At 63.7% G+C, this 21,297-nt stretch carries 17 protein-coding genes; 5 read left to right on the top strand and 12 right to left on the bottom strand.

Annotated elements, in window-relative coordinates; translation table 11 throughout:
- Positions 1-2: 2 nt before the first annotated feature.
- The 4 genes from JFN93_RS08250 to JFN93_RS08265 all read right to left on the bottom strand — a co-directional run bounded on the left by JFN93_RS08250 (position 3) and on the right by JFN93_RS08265 (position 4,445).
- Positions 3-2,321, bottom strand: a complete 2,319-nt coding sequence (locus JFN93_RS08250; RefSeq protein ID WP_199383585.1) for a molybdopterin-dependent oxidoreductase — start codon at positions 2,319-2,321, stop codon at positions 3-5.
- 73 nt (positions 2,322-2,394) lie between these two features.
- On the bottom strand, positions 2,395-2,628 hold the full coding sequence (locus JFN93_RS08255; RefSeq protein WP_199383586.1) for a chaperone NapD: 234 nt from the start codon (positions 2,626-2,628) through the stop codon (positions 2,395-2,397).
- A 166-nt stretch (positions 2,629-2,794) separates the two neighbouring features.
- Positions 2,795-3,976: a molybdopterin molybdotransferase MoeA gene (locus JFN93_RS08260; protein WP_199383587.1), complete on the bottom strand. Its 1,182-nt coding sequence runs from the start codon at positions 3,974-3,976 to the stop codon at positions 2,795-2,797.
- A gap of 46 nt (positions 3,977-4,022) precedes the next feature.
- Positions 4,023-4,445, bottom strand: coding sequence for a 4Fe-4S binding protein (locus JFN93_RS08265; protein ID WP_199383588.1), 423 nt, complete (start codon positions 4,443-4,445; stop codon positions 4,023-4,025).
- A 490-nt stretch (positions 4,446-4,935) separates the two neighbouring features.
- On the opposite strand from JFN93_RS08265, the gene JFN93_RS08270 reads away from it, so the two are divergent.
- The 3 genes from JFN93_RS08270 (at position 4,936) to JFN93_RS08280 (ending at position 7,693) form a co-directional block, all read left to right on the top strand.
- Positions 4,936-5,385, top strand: coding sequence for a MarR family winged helix-turn-helix transcriptional regulator (locus tag JFN93_RS08270; RefSeq protein ID WP_236021610.1), 450 nt, complete (start codon positions 4,936-4,938; stop codon positions 5,383-5,385).
- Positions 5,386-5,439: 54 nt separating this feature from the next.
- The gene (locus JFN93_RS08275) at positions 5,440-6,666 is read left to right on the top strand and encodes a multidrug effflux MFS transporter (protein WP_199383590.1); all 1,227 of its coding nucleotides are present in this window, start codon (positions 5,440-5,442) and stop codon (positions 6,664-6,666) included.
- 274 nt (positions 6,667-6,940) lie between these two features.
- The gene (locus JFN93_RS08280; protein WP_199383591.1) at positions 6,941-7,693 is read left to right on the top strand and encodes an SDR family NAD(P)-dependent oxidoreductase; all 753 of its coding nucleotides are present in this window, start codon (positions 6,941-6,943) and stop codon (positions 7,691-7,693) included.
- 106 nt (positions 7,694-7,799) lie between these two features.
- Here the strand turns inward: JFN93_RS08280 and JFN93_RS08285 are convergent, their stop codons facing one another.
- Complete coding sequence (locus JFN93_RS08285) at positions 7,800-9,473, bottom strand: methyl-accepting chemotaxis protein (protein WP_199383592.1); 1,674 nt, start codon at positions 9,471-9,473, stop codon at positions 7,800-7,802.
- Positions 9,474-9,995: 522 nt separating this feature from the next.
- On the opposite strand from JFN93_RS08285, the gene JFN93_RS08290 reads away from it, so the two are divergent.
- On the top strand, positions 9,996-10,349 hold the full coding sequence (locus JFN93_RS08290; RefSeq protein ID WP_199383593.1) for a hypothetical protein: 354 nt from the start codon (positions 9,996-9,998) through the stop codon (positions 10,347-10,349).
- Positions 10,350-10,426: 77 nt separating this feature from the next.
- Here the strand turns inward: JFN93_RS08290 and JFN93_RS08295 are convergent, their stop codons facing one another.
- From JFN93_RS08295 to JFN93_RS08320, 6 genes are all read right to left on the bottom strand, one after another.
- Positions 10,427-10,993 carry a hypothetical protein gene (locus tag JFN93_RS08295; protein WP_199383594.1) on the bottom strand — a complete coding sequence of 189 codons (567 nt, stop codon included), beginning with the start codon at positions 10,991-10,993 and terminating at the stop codon, positions 10,427-10,429.
- Positions 10,994-11,224: 231 nt separating this feature from the next.
- Positions 11,225-14,758: a DUF4082 domain-containing protein gene (locus JFN93_RS08300; protein ID WP_199383595.1), complete on the bottom strand. Its 3,534-nt coding sequence runs from the start codon at positions 14,756-14,758 to the stop codon at positions 11,225-11,227.
- Positions 14,759-15,175: 417 nt separating this feature from the next.
- Complete coding sequence (locus tag JFN93_RS08305; protein WP_199383596.1) at positions 15,176-15,517, bottom strand: PIN domain-containing protein; 342 nt, start codon at positions 15,515-15,517, stop codon at positions 15,176-15,178.
- Positions 15,505-15,768: an AbrB/MazE/SpoVT family DNA-binding domain-containing protein gene (locus tag JFN93_RS26065; protein WP_199383597.1), complete on the bottom strand. Its 264-nt coding sequence runs from the start codon at positions 15,766-15,768 to the stop codon at positions 15,505-15,507. Before JFN93_RS26065 ends, JFN93_RS08305 begins: the two co-directional genes overlap by 13 nt.
- Before the next feature lie 187 nt (positions 15,769-15,955).
- The gene (locus JFN93_RS08315) at positions 15,956-17,017 is read right to left on the bottom strand and encodes a type IV pilus twitching motility protein PilT (RefSeq protein ID WP_199383598.1); all 1,062 of its coding nucleotides are present in this window, start codon (positions 17,015-17,017) and stop codon (positions 15,956-15,958) included.
- Between the two features lie 72 nt (positions 17,018-17,089).
- Positions 17,090-18,733: an ATPase, T2SS/T4P/T4SS family gene (locus JFN93_RS08320; protein WP_199383599.1), complete on the bottom strand. Its 1,644-nt coding sequence runs from the start codon at positions 18,731-18,733 to the stop codon at positions 17,090-17,092.
- Between the two features lie 220 nt (positions 18,734-18,953).
- Here JFN93_RS08320 and JFN93_RS08325 point away from each other — a divergent pair, with 220 nt between their 5' ends.
- A complete protein-coding gene (locus JFN93_RS08325) occupies positions 18,954-19,958 on the top strand; it encodes a hypothetical protein (RefSeq protein ID WP_199383600.1) in 1,005 nt (334 codons plus the stop codon).
- Here the strand turns inward: JFN93_RS08325 and JFN93_RS08330 are convergent.
- Positions 19,948-21,255 carry a two-component system sensor histidine kinase NtrB gene (locus tag JFN93_RS08330; protein WP_199383601.1) on the bottom strand — a complete coding sequence of 436 codons (1,308 nt, stop codon included), beginning with the start codon at positions 21,253-21,255 and terminating at the stop codon, positions 19,948-19,950. The two genes, JFN93_RS08325 and JFN93_RS08330, sit on opposite strands and share 11 nt — an antisense overlap.
- Positions 21,256-21,297: the final 42 nt, after the last annotated feature.

Raw genomic sequence — 21,297 nt, forward strand, 5'->3', positions numbered from 1 at the left:
GGTTACGCCTTCTCTACCCTGACCGCGCACTTCTTGAAGTCCGGTTCCCCGGAAAGCGGGCAGTAGGCATCGATGCAGAGCTCGTTGATCAGTTTGGTCTCGTCGAAGAACGGGACGAAGAGGTTCCCCCGCTCCGACTTGCCGCGTCCGTTCAGATCGACGGTGAGGACGACTGAACCGCGCCGCGAGGAGACCCGCACCTTGTCGCGGTTCTTGATCCCGAGGCGCTTGGCGTCCTCCGGGTGCATCTCGCAGACCGCGTTCGGGTTGGCGCGCTTGAGCTCCATCACCCGTCCGGTCATGGTGGCGGTGTGCCAGTGCTCCAGGACGCGGCCGGTGCAGAGCCAAAACGGGTACTGCTTGTCGGGAATCTCCGCGGGGGGCTCGTAGGGACGGGCCCAGATGACCGCCTTGTAGTTGGTCGCCTTGTTCTTGTAGAACTTGATCCCTTCACCCGCCTTGACGTAGGGATCGTGCCCCTCGACGTAGCGCCAGCGGGTCTCCTTGCCGTTCACCACCGGCCAGCGCAGGCCGCGTGCCTTGACGTAGGATTCGTAGGGGGCGAGATCCTTTCCCTGCCCTTCGCCGAACTTGCGGTATTCCTCCCAGATCTCCTTTTCCGGATGCTTGTAGGGGAAAAGGTGCCCGTAGCCCATCCGGTGCGCGAAGTCGATCAACTGCGCCAGGTCGCTGCGCCCCTCGCCGGGGGCGTTCACCAGTTTGTGGAAGTGGTGGGTGCGGCGCTCGGCGTTGCCCCACATCCCTTCCTTTTCCACCCAGGACGCGGTCGGCAGGATCACGTCGGCCTGCTCGGTGGTGCGGTTGGGGTAGATGTCGGAGACGACGATGAAGCGCCCCTCCTTGCGCGCTCCCTTGCGGTAGCGGTTCAGGTTGGGCATCGACTGGAAGGGGTTGGTGCACTGGATCCACATGCAGCGAATGTCGCCGCGGTCCAGGGCGCGGAACATCTCGACGGTGTGGTAGGAAGGCTTGTCCGGGATCTTGTGGGGATCAACCCCCCAGATCCGCGCCGCCTTCTCCCGGTGCTCGGGGTTCGTGACCACCATGTCGGCGGGGAGGCGGTGGGTGAAGGTCCCGACCTCGCGGGCGGTACCGCAGGCCGACGGCTGGCCGGTGAGCGACATCGGGTTCTCGCCCGGCCTGCAGATCTTGCCGGTCAGAAGGTGGACATTGTAGATCAGGTTGTTCACCCAGGAGCCGCGGCTGTGCTCGTTCACCCCCATGGTCCAAAGCGAGCAGACCTTGCGGCTCTTGTCGGCGTACAGGCGGGCGATCTCCACGATGGTCTTGGCCGGGACACCGGAGACCTTGGAGGCGTATTCCGGGGTGTACGGCTTGAGGAAGGCCTGGTACTCCTCGAAGGTCATCGGTTTCGGGTCGTCGGCGAACTTGAACTTGTCCTCCAGGCCGTAACCGATCTTCTCCTTCCCCTTCTTGAAGACCACGTGCTTGTTGATGAAGCCCTGGTCGTAGAGCTTCTCCTTCACGATCACGTGGGCGATGGCATTCAAAAGGGCGAGGTCGGACTGGGGGGCGAACTTGACGTACTGGTTCGCCATCTGCGAGGTTCGGGTGAAGCGGGTGCCGAAGTCGACGATCTTCACCTTGGGGTTGCGCAGCCGGTTGTCGATGAGGCGGGAGAAGAGGACCGGGTGGCACTCCGCCATGTTGGCCCCCCACAGGATGTAGGTGTCGCCCAGGTCGAGGTCGTCATAGCATCCCATCGGCTCGTCGGATCCGAAGGTGGTCATGAAGCCGACCACTGCCGATGCCATGCAAAGCCGCGCATTCGCCTCGACGTTGTTGGTGCCGATCCCCCCCTTGAAGAGCTTGGCGGCGGCGTAGCCGTCGGCGATGGTCCACTGCCCCGACCCGTAGATGGCGACCGAGTTGGGGCCGTGCTTGGCGATGGACTCCTTGAACTTGGCTGCAATGAGGTTCATCGCCTCGTCCCAGGAGGCCTCCACCATCCGGTTCCCTTTGCGGATCAGCGGCTTGGTGAGCCGGTCCTTGCCGTAGAGGATCTTGGAGAGGAAGTACCCCTTGATGCAGTTCAGCCCCTTGTTGACCGGCGCCTGCGGGTCACCCTTGGTAGCGACGATCTTCCCGTCCTTGACGCCGACCAAAACGCCGCAACCGGTCCCGCAGAAGCGACAGGGGGCCTTGCCCCAGGTGAGCCCCGAGGTGGACGCGGCGTCGGCATCTTTGGGACGCAGCGGGTTCAGTGCGGATGCTCCGGCTGCAGCAAAGGCCGCCGCGGCTGCGCTCGCCTTTAGAAAATCACGCCTGGATACGGTCATATCTTCCTCCTTGGTAATTGAATCTGAGGAGCAGGTAGTCCACCGTGACCGGTTCAGACCACGGGATTACCTGCTAGGCAACATCTTCGAAATTGTGATAGGCGAGCCGGACCGAGGCGACCCCCTCAACGTCGTGCAGGGCGGAGACCAGCGAGACCTCGCCTTCGACGGTGTCGGCTTCGACCACGGCAACGATCAATCCGTCCGGAAGCACGCCATAGACCTCGACTCCGTCAACTGCGGCCACCCGGGCGGCGACTTCGTCGGCAGCGGCGGAACATCCGAGCACGACTCCTGAAACTGGCATGGCAGGCTCCTTTTGCTTTGAAGTCCCCCTTTGAAAAAAGGGGATTTAGGGGATTTGCCTCTGAGGTTTCAGTCCGTTCGGTGGAGGTGCCAGAACCTCAAAGGCAAATCCCCCCCCGCCCCCTTCGCAAAGAGGGGAGTTGTCGGAATTTGGGATGCTGGCGGTCCTAATCCAACAGCATCGCGTCCACCATCGCGCCGGCTTCCAGCGCCGCATTGGGCGGCAGCAGAACCAGGGCGTTGCTCCCGGTCATCGACCCGAGATTGGCGGAACTCTGCTTGGCCGCGACTGTCACCGCAGCTCCATCTGCTTGGGCGACGACACTTCCCCGCAGCAGGTGCGGGCGATCTCCCCGGTTCGCCACCGCAGCGGTGACCCGCGCCCTGACCGACGCACGGAACAGTGCCCGGTGCCCCATCATTTTTAAAAGCGCCGGCCGGACGAAGAGCTCAAACCCCACCAGTGCCGCCACCGGGTTACCCGGCAGGGCGAATACCGGGGTGTTACCCACCATTGCGAAAGCGACCGGCTTCCCCGGCTTCATGTTGACCTTCCAAAAAAGGAGCTCGCCGCCCAGGCTTTCAATCGCCTCTTTCACATAATCGCGGTCGCCCACCGATACGCCGCCGGTCACCACGACCGCATCGGATTCCAGCCCGGCGCGCAGCTTCACCATCGTCGCGACCAGGTCGTCGCGGGCGATGCCGAGAAACTGGGGCGCCGCCCCCAAGGTGATTACCTGGGCCGCGAGGCTGATGCTGTTGCTGTTGACGATCCGGCCGGGCATCGGCGGGGCGCCCATTTCCAAAAGCTCGTCTCCGGTCGCCAGAAGCGCCACCTTGGCCCGACGGTAGCTCGGAAGGTCGATCATCCCGAGGGAGGCCGCCATGCCGACCTCGGGCCCCCGGATCACCCTCCCCGCAGCGACGACGCACTCGCCGCGACGGAGGTCTTCGCCGCGCTTTCGGACGTGACTCCCTTTGCGGACCTTTCCGGTCAACACGATCCCTTCCCCGTCGGGCGCGGTCTCCTCGATCGGGACCACGGTATCGCATCCCTGGGGGACCGGGGCGCCGGTCATGATCCGCACCGCGGTGCCGGGACGGACCGGAGTGGGTTCCGCTCCCGCGGGAAGGAACCCGGAAACCGGCAGTGCCTCACCGTTTAGGCTGTCGAAGCAGAAGGCATAGCCGTCCATGGCCGAGGTGTCGACCATCGGGAAATCGTAAGGGGTGACCAGATCCTGGGCCAGGACGCGACCGGCGGCATCCAAAAGCGGCACCCGCTGCGTCGGCAGGGGGGGCACCCTTTCCAGGATGATCTTTTGTGCCTGCTCTATGGTAACCATGTCGCTCCCGTGGATCGTTTCTGAAGAATCATCCCCATGAGAAGGCTCACTCTCCCTCCTTGTCCGACGCGGCTTCTGCTTTCTCCGCGGCCGGGGTGGCCGAGGCGGCCGGAGCGGGGGTGCGTCGAACGAGGGAAACGGCTTTGGGGGTGGTGGGGCAGACGAAAGTGCAACTCCCGCAGCCGGTGCATCGGTTGGGATCGATGGCGATGGCGGAACCGAGCGCGATGGAAATGGCTCCAGATTGGCAGTGGTCGACGCAGCTGAAGCAGCCGCAACTTCTCGCCAGGCAATGTGCGGCCGGGCCGGTTGCCACCGCCTCGGGGGAGGGGAGGATAGCCTCTTCCGCCTCGTCGGGAGGAGTCGACGGTCGAGGGATCTTGCCGCCGAAGAGGCCGACGAGATCGAGGGCGCCTTTGCCAATGGATAGGGCGCCGCGGCGCAGAAATTCCTTGCGGGATAGCGTCATGAGTCGGCTCGGCTGGTACTGCTTGGGAAAGGTTGGGGTAACGCCATTGTTACCTCGATGGTGATCATGGAGACCGGCCCTGCAGGCACCAGTTCCCATCAAATTCTCAGGAGGTTAAGGCGGACAGTATGACGACCGGTTTGAGTAGCGGCCTATACTGAAGTAAGCCGCGACGAAAAAATTTGACCAAAGTCAAATCGGGTCACTTTTGTCGGTGGAAAGGCACATGAGCCACCGTAGTTTGAGAGAGGGGCAAACGCACAAAGTTTAACCGGGAACATTGAAATGTCACAGCTGGGTAATATCTTCAGTGGTGCGGAGAGTCGTGACGCTGATGAATGGTGGAGGGAGTTAACTGAGAGCCCCGGCGCGATCTCTGTGACTGTGCCGGTTGTGATGACGACTCGGCGTAAGCCGACGTCCCCTGGAGGGGGGTAAGCCTATAGATTGACGTTGACCGAACTGCCATAAAAGTTGTATCTTGCAACTTATGAAGGATAAACCGAACGACTACCGGCTGGAGAAATCCCTCGGGCACCTGGCGGCGCGCTTCTCCCGCGCGGTGCTGCGGCGGCTGAACGCCGCCCTCGCACAACAGGAGCTGCCGATCACCGCGGAGCAGTACTCGCTGCTGGTGCAGCTTTGGGACAGCAACGGCCTCCCCCAGGGGGCTCTTGCGGAGAAGACCTCCAAGGACAAGACCACGATGGCCCGCCTCGCGGCGGGGCTGGAAGCGCGCGGACTGATCGTCCGCCTCCCCGGCCCCGGCGACGCCCGGGAGCGCCTCCTCTACCTTACCGACACGGGAAAGCAATTGATGGACCGGGCCACCGGGCTCGCCAAAGCGATCCTCGAGGAGGCCCAGCAGGGGATCTCCGAGGACGAGGCCGAACTTTGCCGCGACGTCCTGCGCCGGGCCTACGCCAACCTTTCCCGCTGAGCCTTTTTTTTTCGATATAGTTGTATGCTACAACCAGTTGGAGGCTTTACCGCAATGAAAACCGCTACGTCCGCACTTCCCGCCGAGATGTCCCGCGCCCGGCTCACCGGCTTCGTGCTCATCCTCGGCGCGCTGACCGCCTTCAGCGCCATGTCCATCGACATGTACCTTCCGGCGTTTCCCCAGATGGCCCGGGACCTCAACGTGCCGCTCAGCACGGTGCAGCTTTCGGTTTCCGCCTTTCTCTTCGGTTCCGCCCTGGGCCAGCTCTTCTACGGCACGCTCGCCGACCGGTGGGGGAGGCGGGCACCGCTGCTGCTCGGGCTTTCCCTCTACGTCGCCTCGACGATCGGCTGCGCCCTGGTGCACAGCGGCGCCGGACTTCTTTTCTGGCGGGTCGCCATGGCGGTTGGCGGCGGCGCGGGGATGGTGATCTCGCGGGCGGTGGTGCGTGACCTCTACGACACCACCGAGGCGGCCCGGATGTTTTCGCTGCTCATGCTGATCATGGGGATCGCCCCGATCCTCGCGCCGCTCGGAGGGGGACAGCTCCTCCTGGTGACCGGATGGCGGGGGATCTTCGGCTTTCTCGCCATCTTCGGCCTGATCTCGCTGGCGGCCGCGGCGGTCGGGCTTCCCGAGTCGCTTCCGGCGGAACGTCGCCACCGGCGCAGCGGGGCGGAGATGGTGAAGGTGTACGGCCATCTGCTCAAAAACCGCAACTACCTGCGTTACGCGGTGGCCCTTGGCTGCGTGGCCGGGGTCAACTTCGCCTACATTTCCGGCGCGCCGTTCGTTTTCATCGAGCTGCACGGGATTTCGCCGCAGCAATTCGGGCTGTTCTTCGGCGTCAACGCGTTCGGCCTGATCGGAGCCTCGCAGGTGAACCGGAAGCTCTTACACCGCTTTACCCCCCAGAAGATCGGGGCGGCCGCCTTCGTGGTCAATGCGATCTCCGGCCTTGCCCTCGCCGCAACGGCGGCAACCGGCCTCGGCGGCTTCCCGGCGCAGGCGGTGTGCATCTTCATCTGCCTCTGCATGACCGGACTTCTCTATCCCAACATGACCGCGCTGGCCCTGGCCCCGTTCGACAAAGCGGCCGGGAGCGCCTCCGCCCTGCTTGGCACCATCCAGTACACCCTCGGCGCGTCGGGTGGCGCACTGGTCGGCCTTTTCCACAACGGGACCGCGTTGCCGATGTCCGCCACCATGGCCCTTTGCGGCGTGGTCGGCACCTGCGCCGTACTTACCGCGAAGGGCGCCGCGCACCACGGTGGGTAGGCAGAACCGGCCGGGGCTCCGGGGCCGGTTCATTGACGGACCAATTTGCCGTTGCAGCAAACTCCTCTATACTTCACCCTTTACTTTCTGTGGGAGCGCCATTCCTGGCGCGAACCGCCGAAGGCGGCAACGACGGCGCTTATTCGCGCCTGGAAAGGCGCTCCCACAGGGTACGCTTCAGCGTTCTTAAAGACCGCCGCATTCCCTTTATTGGCAGCTTGTCGTCGAGCGCGGGCATCATCCCGCAGGAACATCCAAACCTAAAGGAGCACCGATGAAGATCGCACTGATTACCGGAGGAAGCCGCGGCCTTGGCCGCAGCATGGCCCTGCACCTCGCCGCCAGGGGAACCGACGTCATCTTGACCTATCAAAGCCGCCGCGAGGAAGCAGACGCGGTCGTAGCCGAGATCGAGCGCCTGGGGCGCCGGGCCCTCGCGCTGCCGCTCAACGTTGCCGCGCACGCAAGCTTCGATAGCTTCGGACAGGCCCTCAAAGCCACTCTCGAGCAGCGGTGGCAGCGCAGCGACTTCGACTTCTTGATCAACAACGCCGGGATCGGTATCAGCGTGCCGATTGCGCAGACCAGCGAGGAACAGTTCGACCAGCTGGTGAACATCCATTTCAAGGGGGTGTTCTTCCTGACCCAAAAGCTGCTCCCCTTGATCAAAGACGGCGGCAGGATCCTCAACATCTCCTCCGGACTGGCCCGTTTCTCCATGCCCGGAATGGCGGTATACGCCTCGGCCAAGGGGGCCATCGAGGTGTTCACCCGCTACCTCGCCCAGGAGCTGGGGCCGCGGCGCATCACGGTGAACGTACTTGCTCCGGGGGCGATCGAAACTGATTTCGGCGGCGGCCGGGTGCGTGACAGTGCCGACATCAACCAGCTCATCGCCGGACAGACCGCTCTCGGCCGGGTGGGCCTTCCGGATGACATCGGCGGGGCGGTCGCGGTGCTTCTTTCCGACGAAGCCGGGTGGATCAACGGGCAGCGGATTGAGGTCTCCGGCGGGATTCACCTGTAACCGCAGGATGGCTGGGAGTGCCTTCCCTGCTGCTGAGAACGGAAAACGAAAAGAGCCCCGGAACCTGGTTCCGGGGCTCTTTTGCATGATGTCTGTGGAGCGGGGTTCAGTAGGTCTCGAAGCCGTCGTCCAACAGGTCCTTCCCGAGGCTGAGGTCGACCCCGCTGGTGCGCTTGGTTTCGGTGGCTCCAGGTTTCCGGCCGGCCGGGGGGAGCGTCGGCCTCGGCGTTGCGGGAATCGCGCGGGGAGCGGCGGTGCGGGAAGCGCCCCTGCCGTTTTCGATCCGGAAGAAAGAGATGCTGCTTTGCAGCAGTTCGGCCTGGGAGCTCAGCTCCTCGGCGGTCGAGGCGATTTCCTCGCTGGCCGAGGCGTTTTGCTGGATGACCTGGTCCAGCTGCTGGATCGCCTTGTTGATCTGCTCGGCGCCGGTTCCCTGCTCGCGGCACGAAGCGCTGATTTCCTGGACCAGTTCCGCAGTCTTGAGGATGTCCGGGACCATCTGCTCCAGCATTTGGCCGGCTTTCTCGGCAATGCTCACGCTGTTGGCCGAAAGCTCCGAGATCTGGACTGCGGCGCCGTGGCTCCGCTCGGCAAGCTTGCGCACCTCGGCCGCCACGACGGCGAATCCCTTGCCGTGCTCGCCGGCCCGTGCCGCCTCGATGGCGGCGTTCAGGGCGAGCAGGTTGGTCTGGCGGGCGATCTCTTCGATGATCGTGATCCGGCCGGTGATCTCACGCATCGCCTGCACCGTCTGTTCCACCGCCTTGCCGCTCTCCTTGGCATTTTCCGCGCTGCGGACGGCGATCCGCTCGGTCTGGGCCGCATTGTCGGCGTTGTGGCTGATGGTTGAGCTCATCTCCTCCATGCTGCTGGAGACCTCCTCGGCGGAAGAGGCCTGCTCGCTTGCGCCCTGGCTCATCGCCCCGGAACTGGTGGAGAGTTCTTCGCTTCCCGCGGCCACGTTGGTCGACGCGCTCTGCACCCCGGCGACCACCTCCTTCAGGTTGGTCACCATCTCGTTCAGGGCCTGGGCCAGCTGCCCGACTTCATCCTTGGTATCGAGGTCCATGGTCTGGGTGAGATCCCCTTCCGAGACCGCGTGGGCGAAGAGGACCCCGCGGCGCAACGGTACCGAGATGATCCGCGCGATGAAAAGCCCGAGCAGCAAGGCGATCACCACTCCCGCGATGGCCACGCCGATCATGAACGCGGTCGCCGCATTGGCAACCTTGACGTTGTTCTCCGCAGTGACCTTGGCCTCCTCCAGCTTCGCGTTCACCATGCGGTCGAGGACTTCCTGGTAGTGCAGGGCGGACTTTTTGCCTTCGCCGGTGATGATGGCCCGCGCCTCGGCGTCCCGGTCCACCTCGGCCAGTGCGATGATCTGCTCGATGTAGCGCCCGTATTCGACCCGGACCTGCTTGTAGTCCTCCACCAGCTTGCGTCCCTCTTCGCTGGTCAGCGTCTTTTCGATGTCGGCGACCTTTTCGGCGATGCCGGTACGAAGCGTTTTGATGGTCTCATTGATCTTCCGCTTCTCGGCGGGATCGTTGGTTTCCACCAGATCGCGCAGGTTGATGCGGACCCGTTGAAAGGCTACCGAGATGGCACCCATGTCTTCCAGAGGCATCGTCACCTTCTCATAGAGAAAGGTATCCGCGGTCTTGATGGTGTGAATTTTCGAGGTACCGATCCAACCGATTCCCCCCGCCAGTACTGCCAGCAGCAGAAAGCTCCCGATCAGCTTCTTTGCAATGCCCAGATCCAAAAACCATTTCATGCGCCGTGCTCCTCCTTGAGATTGAAACGTTACTTCCACAGAAGCAACAGCTTCCCGGACCGGACCGCTTTGCCAGCATCCGCCTGGGAGACAGTGTCCGTACCGGTCGTTCCTGACGCGAAAACACTGTAAGGTGGCAGAATAGCAACTACTGGGCCAACTTGGTTGGGGGGGCGGAACCGCAGCTAAAGGATTGAAAACGTTGTTTTGTATACAAAAAGAGCGTCCTGGTCCAAAGACCCCCGAACCTCCAGGTCCGCGAAATTGTTGACGCCTTGGCATTGCATTACCGTACCAGGAAGGTCGTGGTATGCCTGTAACCGGTCATTTTCCTTAATGTTTCCATAAATCAACAAAAGATTGACAGCCGGTGTCAATTTTAATTAGAAGAGATAGGCGATCTTCTTGATCTCTTGCCGGCTCGGTCAGCTTCCGGTTGAATGAAGGGCGGTTTTCGTCTATCTTCAGGAGGTTACCCACGTAATTGAGCCGGTCAGACCAGAGCAGCCTGAGGAGTCGGCAATGCCCGAGCGAAAAGGACATCCCCCCACCACGAACGAAAAAGCGCCCAAGCCGGAGCCGCAGCGCAAGGAACCTTCCGACGGCGGATACTTCAATCCGGCGGCGGCGTCGATCCTGCTCTCGGTCTTCAAGCCGGGCTCGCCACCCGCCGCTCCCGGAAACGGCAAGCCCGGCGCCGGTCCGGACCGAGCTGCGGAACCACCGACGACCGCCAGCGTGAAGTTCATGATCACCACCCGGGACGAGCAGGAGCTGCGCGCACTCGGCTATGGCCAGGAGCAGATTGACCGCCTCAAGCCGGACCAGGTCGCGGCGATCCTGAAAGACCGCATCCCGCCCGGCGAGCAGGAATAACCGCCCACCAAAAAAGCCCCCGGCCTTGCCGGGGGCTTTTTTCCTGCCGGATCGATCGTGCCGGTGCGAAAAGGCTTTCACCGGGCGAGCAATCCCCGCTGCTGCATCTTCTTCACCATCGCCTTCACGTAGGACCGCAACGTCTTTTTTTCCGAGGGGCGCTCGAAAGTGTCCGATTCGGCGGTCCAGATCGGTTTGCCCCGCGTCACGTCGTAGAGCACGGTAGCGAAGACCTGGTACCGGTTTTCTACGTAATCGTATCCACCCCACAGCTCCTCATCGGGCATCATGAGCATCGAGTCTTCGCGCGGGTAGATGTCGAGCTGGGACTTCCGCTGCAGGAACCGGCTCACCAAAAGGCGTTCGACTCCCAACTGGCGGGCCCGCGCCAGGGCGTTGTCCCGCGAACTTGCCGACGCAATCGAACTGTGGCCGGAGGTTGCGGCGATCCCTTTTTCCTTCAGCTGCGTGATGAACTCATCCTCGCACTGCTTTTCCCTCGAGTCGGGGGGGAGGCAGAGCACCACCACCGATCGAACCGCCGGGCCGGCATAGGCCGGGTCCTTCCACTCCGTCTTGACCGTCGTCTGACTGCAGCCGGCAGCCAGGAGCGCTACAACCGCCGCCACGAACGCCTTTTGCATGATCGCACCTCCGGGTTATGTTTGCCGCGAACCGGGTAATTCTAGCCGAAGCGGGCGCGCTGTCTTGACCGGATGCCGCTTTTGCTCGCCGCGCCGGGAGGGGGGCATTTGAAGCTGGACCCTCACGAGGTTTGGGAAAAATACGAAGCCCGCGGTCGAAAGAGCCGCGGGCCATGAAACGGGGGAGTCCGGCCCCCCCCCCGCAGGAGGCGAGGTATTGCGCCTGCTCCCTTACCGGAGGGAGATCGGAAGGCGCAGGTCGAGCAGGTTCTCCGCGGTTCGTTTCGGTACCTGGGCGAGCGGCACCGGTTTCACCTTCACCTTGGCGCTCCCTACCGGCGCATCGGTCGGAACGAAGACGACGTCGACCCAATAGTTGGTACTGTGCCAGCCCTGGGACGGGAACGTGCTGGTCGAGCCGTAGGCATAGCAGCCGTTAGCGCCCGAGGCACCGAAGGGGAGGGCGTGCAGCGGGACGTTGTCAACACCCTGGTCGACGAAGGCCCCGCTCGTGATGCTGTAGTGCCCGGCCGGAGCGAAGTAGGAGACGACGTAGGTCTCGTTGGCCGTTATCGAAACCGGCGTCGACAGATCCGCCTGCTGCCAGCCGGAGGCAGTCTCGTTGGAGAAGGTGACGGTGGCCAGGAGGGTCCCGTTCTTGTCCCACAGGTGCCCGCTGTGCGGACCGGCATTGGCCGCCGCTTTATAGAAGCGGATCGCCGTCACGGTGCCGTTGGTGTCGGAGCGGAACCTCGTTCCCAGCTCAACCGGGCTGTCCGGCCCACCGTCCAGAGTCGCCGGTACCGAGCTCTGCTGCCACACGGAGTAGCCGGCCGGGCGGGTGGGCACCGTGGTGAAGGTCCAGGTGGCGTCACCGGCCAGGCGGTTCCCGGCGAGGTCGGCGATTCCCCCGCTCCCACCTTTGACGGTGGCGACGTACGTGGTGAGGGTGGCGAGCCGGTATTTCGGGATCAGCGTCGCGGTGCGGGTCGCCCGGTCCCAGCTCACCGTGGCCGGAACCGGGAGGTTGGCCGGGTCGCGCAGTTCAAAGCTGGAGCTGTTGACCGAGAGCGGGTCCAGGTCCTTGCTGAAACTTGCCTGCAGCACCGGCACGGTGTCGGCGCCGGTGGCATTGGGAGCCGGGGCAACTGCTGTTACCACCGGGGCGAAGGGGTCGGTGATGAACTGGACTTGGTAGGTTCCCGCCGCCGCCTGGAACAAAGCGTACTGCACCCCCTTGATTCGTGCGAGGTAGAAGGGGAGTAGGCCGTTGCCATCCTGGATCGACCCGACGGTCCGTCCGTTGGCGATCGGCACCAGGACGGTGAGCCCTCGGGCGTTCGGGTCGGCGGTGATGGAGAAGGAGAGGCTGTCACTGTTTCCGGAAATCCCGGAGAAGGCCGAGGCGTTGCGGCTGTCCAGCCATTGCAAAAGCTGCTTTGCGGAGATGATCGGCACCCCGCGGGAGACCGCCGACCGCAGCACCGCGTTGGCCACCTCGGAAGGGTTGAAATCGGTGTGGGCGTTCACCGTGAAGACGCCGTAGTACCCTTCCGCCCCCATGGCCCGGTCCAGGAAGGTGTCGATGGTGAAAGGGTACGGCTGCCCCGACTCGTCGGTCATCTGGGTCGTCGCCTGGTATACGTCGATCAGGTTGCCGCCGGCGTCGGTAAAACGCATCGGCATCCCCGAGCCGGTGAAGAAACCAACCGGATAGTCGACCCAGCGCGAGGAGAGATGATAGTAGGTGGTGTCGAGGCGGATGCCGTTGGCCAGTTCCACGAGCGGTTCGGTCGCGTAGTCGCTCCAGGCGATGCAATGGGTCCGGTTGGTTACCTGAGGGGCAAGCGAGGGGAAGTTGGTACGCCACGCGGTGAGCTGATCGGTGAAGACGGAGCGCAAGGTAGCCGGGGTCCAGTCGAGGCAGTTGGTGGTGATGTGGTCGGCGAGCTCGAAACCGGCGTCCTGGTAGCTTTTCGCCGCCGCATCGCCGATCGGGGTGTTCGCGTAGAGATACGACGTGCCCCGGACGCACTCCCAGTACTCCGCCCGGCATCCCTGCGGGCTGACCAGGTTGAACAGGTCGAAACGGCCCATGGTGCCGCCGTAGCCGTGGTCGTCGCCGGTAAGCACCACTGCCGCGGGAAGCGCCTTGGGCAGGTACCAGAACCGGGGGAGCGCCTTGCGGTCCTGGTTGGCGAAGATGAGCAGGTTGGCCAGCAGACGCTGCAACTCGTCGGCCTGGGGAATGGTGATCCGGTTCCGGTCGACCCAGTCGTTTTGGGGGTCCGCCGCTGCGGGGCCATAGAAGAGGTCGTTGGAACGGATGGGGGGGTAGCCGTCGCGCTCCTGCCCGGCCCACGCCGGATTCCCCTGGCGGGTGTAGACCACCGAGCGGGCGAGATCGAAGGTGAAGGCGGCGGCCTTGCCGCCGTTGGTGCCCACCGAGCGCAGAGTCACCGCCGGTTTCCCGGACGGGGTGACGGCGTCGGCAAAAAGGGCGGCCACGCTGGCGGCGCCGTCGAGGCGGTAGCCGTCCGCGGCGCCGTGGAACTGGATGGTCTGGCCGACGATGCCGGCGCCGGGAGGGGTGGTGGTGTCGATCTGCAGGTACGCGTCGGAGAGAACGGTGCCGTCGGCAACCAGCCCCAGCAGCGGGGCGAGCTTCGGGTCGGGGCGCATGGCGATGAGCTTGCCGCCGGCTCCGACCCATCGAGTGAGGATGCCGACCTGATCCGTGGTCAGCGGCATTTCACCAACCACGACGACATCATAGTTGGCGAGCCAGGCATCGGTCAGGGCCGCGACATCCAAAACGGTGAATTCGTTTAACCCCTCGTTTCGGAAGATCTCAGGATAGTAGGAGCTGAAGGGGTTGGCCGAGGAGGTGAGCAGAAGGATCGGCGTTCCTCCGGCATCGGTTATCGTGACCGACGCTGTCAGGCTCGCGGAAACCTTCCCGGAGGCGTCCTTGGCCCAGCCGTAGAGCACTTTGCCGCCCAGTGAGGAAAAGGTATAGGAGGGGGGCGGGGTGACCGACCACCCGGCAGCCGTTGGGTCGGGGGAGGCCGGGGATTCGGTGACCAGGTAGCCGACGACGCCGACGTCATCGGTGGCCGTGAAGGAGGAGATAGGGACGGTGAGCGAGGATGAGGTCGCGGGAAGGGTGAACGCGGTCACTACCGGCGCTTGCGCATCGGCAGGGGCGGGTTCGAAGACCAGATCGACCCAGTAGTTGGTCCCTTTGTAACTGCGGGTTGGGAACGTACTGTTCGACCCGTAGCTGTAAACACCGTTGCCCCCTGAGGTACTGGGGGGAGCATGCAAGGGAGCGTTGTCGGTGCTCGTGTCGAAATAGTTGTAGTCGGCGCTGTAGTGCCCGACGTTGGTGTGGTACGAGGCGACGTAGACGGTGTCCTTCAGGATCCGCACCGGGGTTGGAAAATTCACCTGCTGCCATCCGGAGGCAGTTTCTCCGTTGAACTCGGCCGAGGCGAGCAGGGTTCCGGTGCTGCTCCAGAGGTTGCCGACGTGGGTCCCGCTGTTACCGGTCCCCTTGTAGAACCGGACCCCGGTGACATATCCGGCGCTGTCGGAGGTGAAGCGGACCCCCAGTTCGACGGGGCTGTCCGCGCCGGAATCGGCCACTACCGGCGCGCTGGAAGGAGCCCACAGCGTGGCCGCTTCCCCGGCAGGGGCCAACCCGAGAACGGTCCAGAGGACAAGGGAAAACATGGTGACTCTTCGTGATGCTTGGGTAATCATGCGGTACCTCCTGAATTCTTTTCGATCCGCGCCAGTGCAGCTATGAGGAGCCGTGGTTCCAGGTGCGACCTGACCTTGGGCTGAACGCAGGGGTGCGTTCTCTTCAGGAAGGCTTTCAAAAGAGGTGCCAAAAATTAAAATCTACTAATTGTAGGCCGATGGCAGGTATTGGCAGGAGCTATGGCTGAGAGAGGGGGATAGGGCTGGTGAGCTTTTGAACAGGGGCTGTTCGACGGTTGAACACGGGCCGCCCCCGGGAAAACGGTGAGCCGGTTGATGGGTGCAGAAGGAGTGCGGTGGTGACGCGAAAACGGCCGCCGATTGGTTTCGGTGGCCGTTTGGGAAAAGGTTATTATTCCTGGCTCTTTGCTACCAACGATGCATAGGTGGATTTATCGAGAGCTTGGTGCTGCGGGTTCAAAAGGAGGCCTCAACCTGCAAACGTGTGCGCACGCCGGCTGGAGAGTTGGTGCAGCGCATCGGCGAAATCCATGCCTTTTGCGTTGGCGTCGAGGGCCGCAAAGACGGCCGTCTCATCCTCAACCACACTTGTTGCAGGGACAGCAGTTTTCGAAGCGACTCATTGACCTGCTTGGGGGCGAGTCGGTAAACCCCGCGCAAAACCCACTCAGCTTCCAAAACGACGCTCTTGGCAATGAAGATGTCGTTTGCCTGAAAAAGTTCGACCGCCCTGGACGTCTGGGCCGGGTCGTCATTCACCAGCAGGCGGACCGCCACGTTGGTGTCTATCGCGACCATTTTTCTGCCTGCCTTCGGGCCTCCTCGAGGACACCCGCATCCATCTCGGCCAGGCTTTTCTTCTCGCCGCGATATCCGGCACAGCCAACCACTTCGGAGAGGTCAACTCCCTTCTTTGCAACCAAGGGCCTCAATATCAGGCTGTCCCCGTCTTCGACTATCGTAAATGCGACACCGGGTTCCCATCCGTGGTTTTGCCGAATCCTTCGCGGGATGACGATTTGCCCTTTGCTGGATAGCCTCGTTTCCACTGCCGTATTTCCTCCCTGGTAAGATCGGGTAAGACGAGATTGCCCTGGCCGACAAGAAACTTCAACATGCCAAGGATTACAGAAGGTCGCGTTGAGGGACGAAACGCGACGACGTCAGCGGTCATGGTAGACGTTGCGCACGATGAATCCGTTCAACACAACCTCCGTTACCGATGATCCCGTGCCGTCACGCCGGCGTGAGGTACTGCTCGAACATCTTCTTGTCCACCGCGCAGCGGTAGGCTTCCTCCGGCGCGACCTTCTTGGTCTTGAGATGGTCCATGACGTGCTGATCCATGAGCTGCATGCCGTCTTTGCGGGCGGTCTGCATGATCGAGGGGATCTGGAAGGTCTTCGCTTCGCGGATCAGGTTCGCGATCGCCGGGGTGCCGATCATGATCTCCAGGGCGGCGACCCGCCCCTTGCCGTCGGCGGTTTTCATCAACTGCTGGCAGATGACCCCCTTGAGCGATTCGGAAAGCATCGCCCGCACCTGCTCCTGGGCGTCTTTCGGGAAGACGTCGACGATCCGGTCCACGGTTTTCGCGGCGGAACTGGTATGCAGGGTGCCGAAGACGAGGTGGCCGGTCTCCGCGGCGGTCATGGCGAGGCTGATGGTCTCCAGGTCGCGCATCTCGCCGACCAGGATCACGTCCGGGTCCTCGCGCAGGGCGGCCCGAAGCGCCGCGGAAAAGGAGTCGGAGTGCTCGCCGATCTGGCGCTGGTTGAAAAGGGACATCTTGTTTTCGTGGATGAACTCCAGCGGGTCCTCGAGGGTGAGGATGTGCTCCTGGCGGGTGGAGTTGATCAGGTCGATCATGGCGGCCAGCGTGGTGGACTTGCCGCTGCCGGTCGGGCCGGTAACCAGGACCAGTCCCTTTTTGAGCATAGTGAGCTTGCGCACCCCCTCCGGGAGGTTGAGATCGTCCGCGGTGAGGATCTTGCTCGGGATGATGCGGAAAACGGCGGCGATGCCGCGGTGCTGCATCAGGTAGTTGCCGCGGAACCGGGCCAGCCCGGGGACGCTGTAGGCGAAGTCCAGGTCGTGGCGCTCCTCGAATTCGGCCTTCTGTTTCTCGGAAAGGATCTCGAAGAGGATCCCCTTGAGTTCTTCGTGCTGCAGCACCTTGAAATTCTGGCGCTCCATCTCGCCGCGCAGACGGAAGATCGGCGGCGAACCGGTTGAGAGATGGAGGTCGGACGCCCCTTTGTCGGCCATCATTTTGAACAGTGCATCTATCCTAGCCATAGTTTCTCCTGCTTTTTGTGATCGTAACCGTATAATCCCCGCTCCCTCAGGAGAGGGGGGCTTTGCGGCAGGTTAGTTTCCTCCACCTACCGCCGCCAGAAACTCCGCTGCCGAGATCTCGCCCTCCACCAGGAGCGCGCGCCCCTGTTCGGCGACTCCGCGATATCCCTTCTCCTTCAACCGCGCCAGCAGGTCGGTCGCCGAATGCGCCTGGCGGAAGAGTTCACCGGTACTCCCCTGGAACAGGACCAGTTCGACCAGATACTGCCGGCCCCGGTACCCGCTTTGGCCACAGGCGGTGCAGCCGCGGCGGCGAAACAGCCGCTCCGGCGGGGAAGCGAGCCGCAGCAGGGCGATCTCGTCAGCGGCAGGGGGGTATTCCTCGCGGCAGTAGCGGCAGAGCGTGAACGGCGCGGCAACGAAAAGCGCCCCCTTGAGCACCCCCGGAACCAGGTGCTGCTCGCGGCGCAGCTCATACAGGCGCTCCAACAATGGCATCATCCCTGCCGCCGAGATCCCGGCGACTACGGCGCTGCCCCGCAGAGCGGCACTCCCTGCCGCGACCACCGCGGCCGGATCCGCCAGATCCTCCACCGCAAGGAGATCGATCTCGTGCTCGCCGGATGCCTGGATCACCTGCCGGGTCTCGTCCACCCCCTCGCGCAGCGCGGCAACCTGGGGAAAACGCCGGGTTCCCGCTCCGATCCCTTCGCCGACTACCAGCACCGACTTTCCTTCCGTGTCGGCCTGGTCCAGGAACAGGTCGAGAAAGGCGTTTCGCGCCCCCGGATCCCGGCCGCCGACCAGCAAAAGTCCTTCCGGGACCGCCGCGAGGATGCGGAGTTCCCGCTCGATCTCGGGGGCGAGGGTAAGGTCGGCGAGGGAGTTGAACCGGGGTTGTATCGAGTACGGCTTGATGGACAGGATCTGTTCGCGGAGCAGGAGCACCTGGAAGGTGACCTCCCTCTCCTGCCGGGAAAAGACCAGGGTTCCCCTTGCCGCCACCGGCGCCGAATGCTCCAACCCGGCGCGGTTGCGCACCCGCGCCAGGAGCGCCGCGTACCCGCTCAAACCGAGGATGCCGATTTCTACCGTGCAGCCGGCTGAGCGCGCGGTGACGAGGACCCGTTCGCCGGCCGGAGCCAGGCCAAGCTGCGTCACCTCACGCTGGAGCGCCAGGTTGAGCAACTCGTCCAGGAGCCTTGCCGCGGACGGGTCGGCGTTGATCGCGCTGAGCGCGTCCGGGCCGAAGACCCGGGAGCCGAAACCGAGATCGGCCACGCCGTAGCAGAGATCGAGCATTTCCCGGATCTCGCGCCGCAGCGCTACCGCCACGTTGATGCGGCACCCGGTCTCCCGCGCTAGAGCTGCCCGGGCCTCCTGGTCCAGCGGATCTTCCAGGGCGACCGAGAGTTCGTCGCCGGAGAGAACCACCGGAATGACCCGGTAGCGGCGGGCGAGCTCGGCCGGGACCCGCGCCAGCGCCGCCGGATCCAGATCATCCTTTTTCAACCGCACCCAGGGCAGATCGAGCTGGTTGGAAAGCGCCCAGTCGATGTCCTCCTGGTCCACGATACCGAGCTGTACCAGCGCCTCGCCGATACGGCACCCCGATGCCTGCTGTTCCTTGAGGGCGGCCTGCAGTTCCTCTTCGGTAATGATCCCGGAGCTGCACAGCACCGCCCCGATCGACCCTTCTCTCACCAGTTCGCTCATCCCCGCCTCCCGATCCCTCCGCGGTAAATATCACGCTACTTCAACAACCTTTGCATTCGAAGGGGATTGTGTGGTACCCTGCGGGACTTGTCCCGGCCCCCCGGCACCGTTGCCGATAAGGTCCGGGACCAGCTGGGCCCGCTTTGGCTCCATCTGTTTTAGCAGCTATTGCGGAGGGCGCCACCCGGACACCGGGGGCGCGATGGAAAAGGAGAACTACATGCAACGCAAGGCAATCGCCCTCCTGTCGGGGGGGCTGGATTCTACGTTGGCCGTCAAGGTCATGCTCGAACAGGGGATCGCGGTCGAGGCCCTGAACTTCACCTCCCCCTTCTGCACCTGCACCGGGAAGAACGCCGGCTGCAAGTCGGAGGCGGTCCGGGTCGCCGAGGAGTTCGGGATCCCGATCAAGGTGATGAACAAGGGGGTCGACTACCTGGAGATCGTCCGCAACCCCAAGCATGGCTACGGCAAGGGGATGAACCCCTGCGTCGACTGCCGGATCTTCCTTTTGCAAAAGGCCAAGGAGTACCTCGAGGAGTCCGGCGCCGACTTCGTCATCACCGGCGAGGTCCTCGGACAGCGCCCGATGAGCCAGCGCCGCGACACGCTCCGCATCATCGAGCGGGACAGCGGCCTGGAAGGGCTTTTGCTGCGGCCCCTCTCCGCCAAGCACTTCAAGCCGACCATCCCCGAGCTGGAAGGGTGGGTGGACCGGGAGAAGCTGCTCTCCATCCAGGGGCGCTCGCGCAAGGAACAGTTCGAACTGGCCGAGGAGCTCGACGTCAAGAACTACCCCTGCCCGGCCGGCGGCTGCCTGCTGACCGAGCTCTCCTTCGTCGGCAAGATCCGGGACGTTTTCGACCACTCGGACGAGCTCAACATGCGGGATTTCCGGCTCTTGAAGCTGGGCCGGCATTTCCGGATCGGCGAACGGACCAAGGTGATCGTCGGGAGAAACGAGGCGGAAAACGCCCTTTTGGAGACCGCCGTGCAGCGCGGTGAGGCGACCCTGCGCTGGAGTGACGGTCCGAGCCCGCTGGCCGCGGTGATGGGACGTACCGACGCCGACCTGCTCCGGGTGGCCGCGCAGGTCCTTCTGCGCTACACCAAGGCCCCGTTCGGGGAGACCGCGACGGTCGGGGTGACCGTGCAGGACGAGACGGCGCCGCTTAACGTGGAAAACACCCTGGACGAGGCGGCGGTGGAGCGGCTCAGGGTTTAGGGACGGGAGTAGGGAGCAGCGGGAAGTAGACGGTGAAGGTGCTCCCCTGGCCGAGAGCGCTTTCCACCTCGATGTACCCCTTGTGCTGCTTCACGATGCCGTAGACGATGGAAAGTCCCAGTCCCGGTCCGCGTCCCACCCCGTGCGTGGTGAAAAACGGCTCGAAGATCCGCTCCCGCGTCTTTTCGTCGAGCCCCGGGCCGCAGTCCGATACCCGAAGCCGGGCGTAGCGTCCGGCGACCCCGAAACCGCAGCGCTTGAGAAAGGCCTCGTCGAGGGTGTATTCGTCGGTGGCGATGGTGAGGGTGCCTTTGCCCGACATCGCCTCGGCGCCGTTTCGGGCCAGGTTCATCAGGATCTGCTCCAACTGGCCGGAGTCGGCATAGATGGTGAGCGGCTCCCCGGCTACCGAGGTGACCAGGGTGACCTCGTCGCCGATGACCCGGTCGATGAGCTTGGAGACCCGGGCCACCAGCCGGTTCAGGTCGACCGGTGCGGGATTGATGGAATGGCTTCTGCTGTAGGTGAGAAGGCCGCGGGTGAGCGAGGCGGCCTTTTCCGCGGCGCGGACCACCTTGTCCAGAAACTCCATGGACGGGTCCCCGGCGGGGAGCTTCATCTGGATCAGGTTGGCGTAGCCGATGATCGCGGTGAGGATGTTGTTGAAGTCGTGGGCCACGCCGCCGGTCAGCGTTCCGAGCGCCTCCATCTTCTGGGCGTGGTTCAGGGCCAGGGCCAAGGCCCGGCTCTCGGTTACGTCCTCCATGAGGGCGATGTAGTGGCTCACCTTGCCGGTGTCGTCCTTGATCGGCGAGACCGTCGCCGCCTCCCAGTAGACGTCCCCGTTTTTCTTCCGGTTTTGCAGTTCCCCGCGCCACTCTTCCCCGGCGGTCAGGGTATCCCACATCTCCTGGTACGTCTCGTCCGGCATGACCCCGCTTTTGAGCAGATGCGGGTTTCCCCCCAGCACCTCCTCCCGGCTGTACCCGGTAACCTCCTCGAACTTCCGGTTTACGTATTCGATCTGCCCGGTCGTGTCGGTGATGACCACGATGGTGGGACTCTGCTCGACCGCCCAGGAAAATTTCCTGAGCTGGTCCTCGCTGTGGTTCGCCGGGAGTTCCTCCAGTTGCGCCTTCGGGAGCAACCTCCCCAGACAGAACCCCAAAAGCAGCGCGGCCGGCACCAGCGCGGCGGCGCCTTGGGTGAAGGCGGGCGCGGCCGCGGTTGCCGCCAGCAGCGCGGCCCCGGTCGCCAGGGTCGCCTTGGTATATTGCACAGGCTTTGTCGAGATCATCCTCTTCGCATCCCTTCGCTCATCAGGAGTTTTAGAACTGAT

Origin of the sequence: Geomesophilobacter sediminis (assembly GCF_016458275.1) — a bacterium.
Classification (GTDB): Bacteria; Desulfobacterota; Desulfuromonadia; order Geobacterales; family Geobacteraceae; genus Geomesophilobacter; species Geomesophilobacter sediminis.

Excerpts from the sequence above, each read along its gene's own strand:
- JFN93_RS08250 (WP_199383585.1), bottom strand. The coding sequence starts at position 2,321 with ATGACCGTATCCAGGCGTGATTTTCTAAAGGCGAGCGCAGCCGCGGCG.
- JFN93_RS08255 (WP_199383586.1), bottom strand. The coding sequence starts at position 2,628 with ATGCCAGTTTCAGGAGTCGTGCTCGGATGTTCCGCCGCTGCCGACGAA.
- JFN93_RS08260 (WP_199383587.1), bottom strand. The coding sequence starts at position 3,976 with ATGGTTACCATAGAGCAGGCACAAAAGATCATCCTGGAAAGGGTGCCC.
- JFN93_RS08265 (WP_199383588.1), bottom strand. The coding sequence starts at position 4,445 with ATGACGCTATCCCGCAAGGAATTTCTGCGCCGCGGCGCCCTATCCATT.
- JFN93_RS08270 (WP_236021610.1), top strand. The coding sequence starts at position 4,936 with ATGAAGGATAAACCGAACGACTACCGGCTGGAGAAATCCCTCGGGCAC.
- JFN93_RS08275 (WP_199383590.1), top strand. The coding sequence starts at position 5,440 with ATGAAAACCGCTACGTCCGCACTTCCCGCCGAGATGTCCCGCGCCCGG.
- JFN93_RS08280 (WP_199383591.1), top strand. The coding sequence starts at position 6,941 with ATGAAGATCGCACTGATTACCGGAGGAAGCCGCGGCCTTGGCCGCAGC.
- JFN93_RS08285 (WP_199383592.1), bottom strand. The coding sequence starts at position 9,473 with ATGAAATGGTTTTTGGATCTGGGCATTGCAAAGAAGCTGATCGGGAGC.
- JFN93_RS08290 (WP_199383593.1), top strand. The coding sequence starts at position 9,996 with ATGCCCGAGCGAAAAGGACATCCCCCCACCACGAACGAAAAAGCGCCC.
- JFN93_RS08295 (WP_199383594.1), bottom strand. The coding sequence starts at position 10,993 with ATGCAAAAGGCGTTCGTGGCGGCGGTTGTAGCGCTCCTGGCTGCCGGC.
- JFN93_RS08300 (WP_199383595.1), bottom strand. The coding sequence starts at position 14,758 with ATGATTACCCAAGCATCACGAAGAGTCACCATGTTTTCCCTTGTCCTC.
- JFN93_RS08305 (WP_199383596.1), bottom strand. The coding sequence starts at position 15,517 with ATGGTCGCGATAGACACCAACGTGGCGGTCCGCCTGCTGGTGAATGAC.
- JFN93_RS08315 (WP_199383598.1), bottom strand. The coding sequence starts at position 17,017 with ATGGCTAGGATAGATGCACTGTTCAAAATGATGGCCGACAAAGGGGCG.
- JFN93_RS08320 (WP_199383599.1), bottom strand. The coding sequence starts at position 18,733 with ATGAGCGAACTGGTGAGAGAAGGGTCGATCGGGGCGGTGCTGTGCAGC.
- JFN93_RS08325 (WP_199383600.1), top strand. The coding sequence starts at position 18,954 with ATGCAACGCAAGGCAATCGCCCTCCTGTCGGGGGGGCTGGATTCTACG.
- JFN93_RS08330 (WP_199383601.1), bottom strand. The coding sequence starts at position 21,255 with ATGATCTCGACAAAGCCTGTGCAATATACCAAGGCGACCCTGGCGACC.